This window comes from Shewanella sp. SP1S1-7, from assembly GCF_031932105.1.
GTDB lineage: Bacteria > Pseudomonadota > Gammaproteobacteria > Enterobacterales > Shewanellaceae > Shewanella > Shewanella baltica.
This window is the reverse complement of sequence record NZ_JAUOEU010000078.1, coordinates 1-535: the sequence shown is the minus strand read 5'-3', so window position 1 is coordinate 535 and position 535 is coordinate 1. Positions and strand designations below refer to the sequence as shown.

The window sequence follows — 535 nt, the reverse complement described above, 5'->3', positions numbered from 1 at the left end:
GGAAGGCTTCGATAGTCATGCCATCGATGCCAGCCGCGCCTTTATTGGCTTTAACTTGACGCCAAGCTCGGTGTAGATTTTCAGGTTCGAGTAGTTGTTGGAATAAATCGCTGTTGAAGGCCGGTTGCATATCAATACGCTGCCGATAGTAATCGTCTGGCGACGTAGTGGGTATCGACAAGTTTGACAAGACTCCTCCTTCTTCTAAATGTTCAGGCCTTCACCATATCCCAACCATTACGATGGGCGTTGGGCTACTATGCCGTCTGCTGACTTCTGCTTAATCACATACCGAGTTACCCCGTCATGCGCTATCGGTTTTCATCTGGTTCGCTCTTTTCAGTCGATGAGATTGAAAAGCCAAGGCACTTAATAGACCAGAGCCTTACTGGTTATTGACCGATCGCGTGTTAAGCAGATCTCCCCAGATAAGAACATGAACTTTCTTTGCACTGCTGCATCATTTACGGTGGCCATTAGATCACGTGGTTTCGTCGTCTTGTCCCCTTACTTCGTGGGGGAGGCCCTGCCAACT

The 535-nt window shown here is 48.6% G+C and carries 1 pseudogene; it reads right to left on the bottom strand.

From position 1 onward, the window contains the following. A pseudogene (locus Q4Q49_RS22140) lies at window positions 1–190 on the bottom strand (group II intron reverse transcriptase/maturase); the annotation flags it as partial. Between the last annotated feature and the right edge of the window lie 345 nt (window positions 191–535).